The sequence below is a fragment of the Streptomyces sp. NPDC051133 genome (assembly GCF_040682635.1).
In the GTDB taxonomy this organism is placed as follows: domain Bacteria; phylum Actinomycetota; class Actinomycetes; order Streptomycetales; family Streptomycetaceae; genus Streptomyces.
In genome coordinates this window covers 1-9,485 of sequence record NZ_JBFBBK010000106.1, presented here as the reverse complement: position 1 = coordinate 9,485, position 9,485 = coordinate 1, and the positions used below count along the sequence as shown (strand labels likewise).

General features: G+C 65.2%; 4 protein-coding genes and 2 pseudogenes. 3 read left to right on the top strand and 3 right to left on the bottom strand.

What is annotated here, in order from left to right:
• Positions 1-508: pseudogene (locus tag AB0N17_RS44375) on the bottom strand (hypothetical protein); the annotation flags it as partial.
• Positions 509-1,715: 1,207 nt separating this feature from the next.
• On the opposite strand from AB0N17_RS44375, the gene AB0N17_RS44370 reads away from it, so the two are divergent.
• Complete coding sequence (locus AB0N17_RS44370; RefSeq protein WP_366017382.1) at positions 1,716-2,744, top strand: Ca2+-dependent phosphoinositide-specific phospholipase C; 1,029 nt, start codon at positions 1,716-1,718, stop codon at positions 2,742-2,744.
• Between the two features lie 2,553 nt (positions 2,745-5,297).
• Here the strand turns inward: AB0N17_RS44370 and AB0N17_RS44365 are convergent.
• On the bottom strand, positions 5,298-6,326 hold the full coding sequence (locus AB0N17_RS44365) for an alanine racemase (RefSeq protein WP_366017381.1): 1,029 nt from the start codon (positions 6,324-6,326) through the stop codon (positions 5,298-5,300).
• 529 nt (positions 6,327-6,855) lie between these two features.
• Between AB0N17_RS44365 and AB0N17_RS44360 the strand changes: the two genes are divergently transcribed.
• Complete coding sequence (locus AB0N17_RS44360; RefSeq protein ID WP_366017380.1) at positions 6,856-7,506, top strand: CBS domain-containing protein; 651 nt, start codon at positions 6,856-6,858, stop codon at positions 7,504-7,506.
• A gap of 22 nt (positions 7,507-7,528) precedes the next feature.
• On the opposite strand, the pseudogene AB0N17_RS44355 reads toward AB0N17_RS44360, so the two are convergent.
• Positions 7,529-8,248: pseudogene (locus AB0N17_RS44355) on the bottom strand (transposase family protein); the annotation flags it as partial.
• Positions 8,249-8,791: 543 nt separating this feature from the next.
• Here AB0N17_RS44355 and AB0N17_RS44350 point away from each other — a divergent pair.
• Positions 8,792-9,485 (top strand): CAP domain-containing protein (locus AB0N17_RS44350; protein WP_366017379.1); only part of this gene is annotated, 694 nt, incomplete at its 3' end.

Below are 9,485 nucleotides of genomic sequence, written 5' to 3'. Positions count from 1 at the left end.
GGTCCGCGGCGAGGGCCCGATGGCGCCCCGCGACCCGATCGTCCTCAAGCTGCCCAACGACGCGCAGATGGTCCCCGAGGGCGTTCAGCAGGAGGGCGGGGGCGGCGATGTCGAGTCCGAACACTGGTAGAGCGTCCGGCCTGCGTCGTTTGGCGTAGAATTCTCTGTCCCACGCCGCGAGTTGTGCCGTCGTCATGGCCAGAGCGGTGCGGGAGGTGTAGCGCTGGTACAGCTGAGCCAGGGTCACGTTGTGGTTGAGCAGGGCAGCATTGATCCCGTACGAGCAGCACAGGTCCAGGACCGCGGGTGGGAAGGGGTGGCCGTCACTGAGCGCGGCCCGTTCGGCGGCGATCCGTCGGAAGAATGGCTGCGCGTGGTGTGGAGTCTCGTATCCCAGCGGGGCCAGCCGTGTGAAGTACGGGCGTGGGTCCGGTTGGTTGTAAATGACGTCGAAGCACGACTTGCCGGCCGCCTCATTGGACGCACTCTGTGAGCCCGAACCAGCCATACCCGCGCCTCCTCGCGTTTGACGCCTACACCCGTGATCTCATCCTGTCCAGCCTGTCATGCACGGGTGGGCGGGCGTCTCAGGCACGAGGGGCTACATCGCGGCGTCGTGCACACCGGCCCAGACCGTTTCCGGCCGTCGCGCATTCCACGCCTGGGGCGGCCGAGGCGGCGGGGCGGTGAAGCCGCCGGTGGCCGCGAGAAGTCCAGCAACGGTGAACGCCGTCCACCCGCGTCTATCGTTCACCGATGCGCTGCCGTCCGATGGTAGCGGTGCATGCGGGCGGAGCAGCCCGTGGCCGCGTGGGCGAGGAGACGGGCCATGGTCCAACATGGCTCGTATAACCGGCTGGCAGCGTTCGGCCGGGACCCAGAGAGAGCTGGCAGGAGGTAGAGGCTGCCCTTGCTCTGTGCTGGCGACTCCGTGCACCGCGCGCTGAGCACCGTCGTCGGCCCACACTGCCGAGATGGGCAAGGTGAGTCCTGTGAGCGGCTCGGACAAAGAAGGGAGCCGCCACCCCTATGCGGGCAGAGGCCACATGCTGCTTACTTCTGCGTGATCTCAGGTCGGGTAATCCGCCGAAGCAAAGACGCCCCTGGGAGTCGGCGTCGTTCGAGTGTCACCGTCCAGCTGTTTCCATTGAGCTGCTGGGAAGTACGCGAAACAGACGAGCACGTGCAACCAGATCGGCGCGCAGACGAACCCCCACCTCCTGGCGGGGGCATCCAGGTCACGCTGGTGAACAGCAGTGCCGTCGTGTCGTATTGCCCTGCCCTACCTGCCCGATGGGTAGCGCGCCGCCGTACAACCCCCGGGGAGGTCGCCGAACTCAGCCTTGACTGGTCGGCGTAGGGCGCGGATGCGCTCGCTGGAGCGGTGCCCGGAACTTGGTGGCGTTGAGCTTGCGCGCCTGCTGGTGATGCTCGGCAGGAAGACCACGAGCCAGGTCGGTTTTCTGTCAGACAGGCGTCTGACGGGCGGACCACGTCGGGCACCCGAAAACCACTTTTTTGCATGTGCATGACTTACCTGCTTGTTCTGCCGACGGTACTCTCCTGGCCTCGTTCTGTGTCTGTGTCGTGCAACGCGTGCCCCGCCCGACGAGCACCAGCTCTTCGGGAGATCCGTACAGGCAGGAGACGCTCCCATGGCGCCAAGACCGGTCATCCGCCCTCTCCGCAGGCTCTTCGCGGTGTGCGCTGCCGTCATGCCGGCCGTGGCCGTATGGGCCATGGCACCGGCTTCCCAGGCATCCGCCGAGACGGTGTCGGACAACCTCACGCTCGATCAGGTCGCTGTGTCCGGACTGCACAACGCTTACGACCCGGCGAAGGGGGCCTCCATCACGCAGGGTCTGGACAGCGGAGCGCACTTCCTGGAGATCGACGTCTACACCACATACGGCGGGGAAGGGGGATGGATCGTCAGTCACGCGGATCCGTTGTTCAACGAGAACAACTGCCGCTACAGAACCAGCGGGCCGATCAAGGTCACACTGTCCAATGGCAGTTTGCGCACCTGCTTGTCCGACCTCAGGTCATGGAGCGACAGCCACCCCGGTCACGGGCCCACCTACATCAAGCTGGAGATGAAGTGGGGATTACGCAGCAATGCCGACATGGGGCCGACCCAGCTGGACAGCCTCGTCCGGAAGTACCTCGGCGCCGACAAGGTCTTCACTCCCGCGGCCATGCTCGGGACACGCTTCCCCACACTTGACGCCGCGGCTCGGGCCGGCGCCTGGCCGACTTGGGATCAGCTGCGCAACAAGTTCATCCTGTACCCGATCACCGGCACGATCGAGCACACGCTGGCGGACTACCAGCTGGACAACCTGTCGACAGAAGAGGAGTACGCCGATCACGTACGTGATTTGGCGGCCTCCGGCCAGCTGAGCCAGGCCATGCTGTGGCCCGCTATGAGCAATCCGTTGCCCGGAGGCGATCCGCGGACTCAGTACGACGCATCCCTGCGGCCCTGGTTCGTAGTCTTCGACAACAGTGCATCCAGCTGGCTTCATGGCCAGTACGACATGGAGTGGTATTGCTCCCGCCATTACCTGACCGTGGAGACGGCGGCGGAGAGCCTCACGCCGGCGCTCGACGACACCCACCCTGACCCGACGGCCGCTGCCCAACGCGTCCAATACCTGGCTGAGGAGGGGCACTCAAGCGCGACCACCTTCGACTGGATGAACACTCCTGGAGCCTTCACGGTATGGCCGCGTAGTTGCTGACTGACGCCCCAGTGCCTGCGCATCGGCAGAGACAGCACCGTCATCGCTGCGGCGGATCGTGAGGTGCGGAACGTGAAGCCACAGGCGCCCGGCGTCCCTGGGAAACTGGGAAGTCACCTCGTGACCCGGGCATGTCTTCCTGTGAAGCCCTCTGCCGTGGCGCTTCCCATCCCTGATCGGCTCCCTGGTGTTCGGTCTCACTACTGGACCCCCCATCGCGCGGGACGTCGTCTCTCGCACCGTAGCGGTATGCCTGACGGTCCGTTTCTTTGCCGTCGTCTCCCGCGGTGCGCCGCTCCTTGTAGCGTGGACTGTGCGGCGGGGCACTCTCCCGCGTCCCAGGCTTGCTGCTGTCCGGCATTTTTTTCCCAGCGGGAACGGGCCGCTCCTGGGCCGGCTCTTGGCTCGGTGCAGCGGTGCTGGGGGGCGGGGTGGGGGTGGGGCTGGGCGATAGTTGGCTCGGCTCTTGGCTTGGCACAGGAGGGGTACTCGGGCCGGGCGATGGTTCGGGCCCGGACAGGGAAGGCGTACGGGGCGGGCAGGGTGCAACGAGCTGAGCGGGCGCCCCCGATGACTGGAACCGGGCGGAAATAACCTGAATCTGCAGGATGGTCTTTCCTTGAGTGCCGGTGGCGCGCTGAGGTGCGTACCTCGCCATGATCGGCTGCATTTCGTGCGGCGTCGGCGCAAGTGGTATGCCGACCTGACGGCCTGGTGAACTGCCCTGCGGCGGCGCAGGGGTCTCCTCCCCTCCCTGACCAGGTACGGACCGATTCGGGTCCGAATACGGCGGAGTGTGGGCCTCGGAAGCCAGCATCCAGCTGACGAAGACGAGACTGCCCACGGCTCCGATTCCAGCGGCGATCAGGCGCTTCTTGTTTGGCTGACGATGCTCTTTGCTACCTCTGCTCTGACAGCCGGGCGCACAGTCTGCGACGGCTGGGGTGGGCCGGACCATGCTGGCGGCTTCGTATAGCCTGACTGGACGGGGACGTCGATCACCATCCTCCGGTGGATCACAGAAGCCTTGCCCGGGTCGAGGCGGGCATGTCTCCGATACCACCTGTGCAGGGTAGTAGGGCGTCGGGGGGCGCTGCGGGTGACCACCGTCGAACTGGCGTTCCGTGATCGCCACCGCGTCGAAGTGTGGGTCTCGTGCCCTGGGAGCTCGCCTTGGCCGGAATGCGTCCCACCGCCGCGCGGCTGCGTCGCCTTCCTGTTCCGGCCCGGCCGGGTGCTCCAAGCGATCAACCGGGCCGACAGCACCGCCTGTACCACTCCATGCCGGACGGTGCGGGAGGGGCGGGCGGTCTGTTCTGACGGTTCGGACGTCGTCAGCAGTGCCCACCGGGGAGCTGTCACGCAGGGAGGTCCGTGCGGCATCCAGAGCGTCGAGTACCGTTTGAAAGCGGTCCATGATCGAAAATTCAGAGTCGGCGCCACCGGCGGCGCCTTGGGACCTGGTCTCGTCAGCGCTCACCGCAGCACTCCTCATCTGGCACCTGATCGTCAGCCGGGCAGCTGCGTAGGTGTCTCTCGGAAACAAATGCCGGCTTCGGAGGCATGCCTACTCCACAGCGGACCTGCGGCGTCACGGACAACCACAACGATTCGGCTGCCTTGTCATACGGAACCTGCTCGCGTTTGACTCAGGCGATTGCGGCACAGAAGGAAGGAGCGCTTGATATCCTCGCCCGCCAGTCCGCAGCCGGCGCCTGGTAACGACCCGGCCCTCCCTCTCATTGGCTCGCCCAGCCCGCCACGACTCATGCTGGAACACAGATGGCCGCCAGCTGGAAGAGCCGGAGCGCAACGCGTACAGGGCGATGCGCCTATGTGCGGCACGGGGACAGCTCCTACCCAGCCGCCACGAGTGTCGACGCGCGTCATTGGGGCCGAGCCGTGGGGCGGGACAGAATGATCCTTCCCAGCCCGCTGTGTGATGGAACGGCTCCGCGGCTTACGGTCGGTGCGGTGGATCGGTGGTGACCGGAGCGTCCTGGCAGGTGTTGGCGTACTGGGTGAGTAGTGCCTTGTCCCGTTCATCGGGCCGCCCGATGGTGGCGCATCGTGATGCGCGTCCACTCCTGCGGTTGAACCGGTCGTAGGGGGCTTCCCTGCCACCAGGCGGCGAAGCATCTTTTGTTGGGAGCGAGCGTTGAGCATTCATAATGGCCAGGGCGTTGGGCGGTTGCTCTTGAGCGAAATGTGCGCATTCGCCGGATGCACGCCTCCGCGACGCTCACATCTTAAATCTGTGTTGCAATACAGGCAACAATGATGGCATTGTCTCGCTCAAGGATCCTACGATCTCAAACACCAATGCACTGCAGTAGTTCGGGAAAATTGACAACCACCCAATGCGCCTTATTTGACGCACCCCCTGCAGGGCGCATGCTATTGCAGTGAATGGTTACACAGATACCGGCGGCTAGTTCGTGGTCCGGGCGGTACCTGTGGCGAGGTGGCTACCTGGTGGGGTACTCGGGTAGCCACCTCGTTTTGTTCAATCGGTAGGGAAGAGCGGATTCCTCCCGATCATCCTGGGCACCATCACCGCAGCACCACTCGGTCGGCGCGGGTGAGTGTGGCTGCAAGGCGGGCTGTCAGCTCTGTCCCCATCCCAGGCACCGGAACCTCCGCCGGCAGGAACAGTACTGAAGCCAGCTGGTCTGGCGGTTCGGCGAACCAGCACCGCTGTCCGCCCCACACAAACGGCGACAGGAATTGGTTGACCACCGATAGACCCATGTGCGCCACCCCTTTAACGCGAGCCACGCCCTCCATCGCCCGTAGTGGCTCCAGCCCGACCCCATGGGCGGTTCCACCGGCCACCATGACCAGACAGCCGTCAACAGGGACCCGCAACTGGCGAAGTCCGAAGCGGTCTCCTCTGGCGGCCCGGGCAACCTGCAGCACTTCGGAGCGGTACTCAATCGCTCCTGGGTCCCCCAACCACAGTCGGCGGCCGGTACAAGCGCGGAACCTGGTACGGGGATGGTCCCGGCACACGAAGTCGAACTCCTCCGCGGTGAGGTGGCTGACGTAGAACGTGTGCAGAGGCAGGCCTGCCTGACGCAGCAGTCCCATCCACGCGGAGACCTCTTCAACGGCGTTGTAGCCCGCCCGACGGGTTTCCGGCACATGCAGGGCGAATCCCTCAAACCGCACCTCCGACAGATGCGACCGGACCGCGTGGAGGTCGTCCGCCCTCACCCCGCCCATGCGCGCGTGGGCCCTCACCTGCACCACGACACGCATGCCCGGCAAAGACCGAAGTCCCTCGACCGAGGAAACGGTTCGGATGACCCTCAGCGGCAGCGGGGGGCCTTTCTCGCCCTGCCGGAACGGCGTGAGCACCAGCACACTGCCGCTGAACAGGTCTTTCATCCGCACGGCCTCGTACACCGTCCCCACCGCAACGCCATCCGCGTCCAGGCGTCTGGCCTCTTCCGCCAGCCACTCCAGCCCGAACCCGAACCCGTTACCGCAGACCACCGGCATCAGCCCGGGAAAACGCTGCACAGCCGCGGCCTGGTTCGTCCGCCAGCGGACCTCATCGACATACAAAGTGAGCGCCATAACGATCAGCTGCCTTTGCCGCGGCCACCGCTACGACTGACCCGCAAAAGTTGGGCCGGCTTTTGCCGGCATCCCGAACCCTGGGGGTATATGTGTCATGGCCCGACTCCTTGTACGCGTCGTGCAGGTCAGCACCCCGGGGCGTGAAGCGTGGCGGACTGTACCAGCCTGACCATACGCATGCGCGGGGTGTTGGCAGAGTCGCCGTGGGCCTTGATGGTCGAAACATCCCGGCCTTGTTATGGGCCGTTCTGGGACGCACCGCGCTGCCATAGCAGGCGCCCACGTGGGAGTGATCAGCAGCACGCAGACCGGGCAGCGACGCGTTCTGCGGCCGGCTTCGCCGATCAGCCCGGCCAGGCGGTCCTTCCGTCCCTCGTCTTGTCCCCCCGAGTCAGCGGGAGTAGGTGACAGTACGCAGCGCGGTGTGGGATAGGTCACGTGCGACTAAGTCTGCCAAGTGTCACAGCCTGCCATCTCCCTCGCGTTCGCTCCGTCAATCGCTTCTACCAACAACTGAGGAAAAACCATGCAAGGCAGCCCGCGCATCGTGAGTGACGTCATGTCGCACACCGTGGTGGCGGTAGGCCGCAAGGCCCCAATCAAGGACATCGTCGACATCATGAGCCAGTGGGAGATCGGTGCCCTTCCGGTGCTGGAGGGCGAGGGCCGAGTGGTAGGCATAGTCTCCGAGGCTGATCTGAGGCCCAATGAAGTATTCCCTGCCAGCCCCACGGTCCGATCTACCCGGCTGGACCGCTCGCCAGATTCCTCCGGGGCCCGCGGGCTCACCGCCGAGAACGTGATGACCACCCCGGCCGTCACTGTGCATGCCGACGCTACGATCACCGAAGCCATCCACATCATGGCCGAGCGCAGGGTCAAGCGACTGCCTGTGGTCGACGGCGAGGGGATGCTCGAGGGTCTGGTCAGCCGATGGGACCTGTTGAGAGTCTTCTTGCGTGCGGACGACGACATCGCTGAGGAGATCCGCCGGGAAGTCGTCCCCTACCTGTTCGACACCCCGGTCGACCCTATCGACGTCAGAGTTGCTGACGGCAGGGTTGTTCTGACCGGACGCGTCCGGGACTCCTCGCTGGTTTGTGTCGCCGTCCGCATGGTGCGCGCCATCGACGGCGTCGTCGACATCGAGTCCCATTTGACGGACAGCGCGAGCTGAGCGACCACGCCAGCCAGCGCGGGGCAAGGATGGCTCTGGCGATTGATGTGAGCGCGTTCGGCCTGAGGCGGGCCTTGCAGAGGATGCGCCAGGTCTTGATCCCGGCGATGGCTCTCTCGACTGGCCAGTAGAGACGGGAGTGCCCCCGGTTGACGGATCTCAGTTTAACGGTGAGGTCCTTGCCGGGCCTTTTCCCGGTACGGCACGGCTACGGTGTTGCCTGCTCCGTGGTAAGCCGTGTCGGCCAGGACAGGAATGTTCAGGCGGGTGCAGGCCCGGTGCCGACGGGCAGCAGTGAGGTCGTGGATGCGTCCGGCCAGTGCGGGGGACATCCCAGGCCAGGGGTCCGTCCGGTGCCGTGATGACCTGCAGGTTCACCCCGTGACCGCGGTGCTTGCCCGAATAGTCGGCGCGGCTGTCACCGACCTGGTCGCCTTCCGCCAGGGTTCCATCAAGCAGGACGTGCCGAGTCTGTGACGCCCTGAGGGCCGCGGTCAGACCTGGTGCCCGCCCGGCCAGGAGCGTGACCACGGCATGGAGGCGTGGGCGGTGCCCACACTGATCCCGGAGCCGGCCGCGAGCTGGGCCAGGGGTCGTTCTTCCGCAAGTACAACCAGTGCAGCAAGGGCACGCTGGGACGGCGGGAGCTTGCACCTACGGTCGCCCTCCGGGTGACGATGCGCGTCGTGACCCACTCCGCGGGTACATGCGGCACATCGAGTACGGCACGGTAAGGAAGCAGCGGAGCTCCAGGACTGAAGAGTTGAGCTTGGACACCTTGCTGAGCCCTGGGGCTCCACCCGTTTCACAGCCAGCCTCACGTCACCCGATCAGTGGGTTCCGGACAGTTCGGCCCATGACTTCTTGTCTGCCGCCCCTGGCGACCGAAGCCGAAGAGGCGTGACATCGGTCACAGGCCCCCAGGGATTGAGGTAGCCGCATAGTAGATCTGCCCGGCGACATATTAGATTTACCGGATTGACGAGAGTGATGTCCCCGCCGACCCTGGCGGCGGCACCACTCGCTGAGAAAATTCGTCAACTCTCCCTGCTTCGCAAGTTCCTGACGCGAGAACAGAAACCCGACCGGTGCTGTGGAAACGGAACCTGCTCAGACCTCACATTGCCGGGGTCCGGACTCAGCCCACGAAGCAAGATAGTATGAAGACCCTTTGCGCTCTCAACGAACGCGTCCTAAAAATAATGCCCAACAGGACGCGGCCGCGGCTCGGCGGCCCAGCCGGGAACACAAGAAGCACTCGGCAGATACCGAGTTGAGGTCACACATGAGCAAGCATGGCAAAATAGACCGTAAACGGCGGATAACCGTGGCTGCTCTTGTAATCGGTGTCGTGGGCGTGCCGTCTATCGCCATGGCATGTGTCAACTGGCGGGACGGCGGAGGCAGTCATCAAAAGGTCGCTGCCGAGGGGCAGCGGAACCACACCGGCGAGACCCGCGCTGAGGACGCCACTCCTTCAGCACCGGCTCCCGCCACTACGAGCACTGCCTCGCCGGAACACACGGTCGGCCAGCCGTCGAGGCTGAAAAAGGCCACGGCCACCAAGCTCAGGACCGCCACGCCCCCCAGCGCCTCCGCCTCCGCCTCCACAAATTCCGTACCGCCGAGCGCCCCCGAGAAAACGGCCCCGGCTACCGATGTCACCATACGCGTCGCCGAACTGGTCAACGCCGAGCGCAGCAAGAACGGTTGCTCGCCTCTCACCCTGAACGACACCCTGACCAAGGCTGCGCAAGCGCACAGCGAGGACATGGCGGCTCACCAGAACATGTCGCACACCGGGTCCGACGGATCTTCCCCCGGTGACCGGATCACACGCGCCGGTTACGACTGGAGCGCCTACGGCGAAAACGTCGCCTTCGGTTACACCACTGCAGAGCAGGTCATGGCCAGCTGGATGGCCAGCCCTGGCCACAGGGCCAACATCCTCAACTGCACGTTCAAGGAGATCGGCGTGG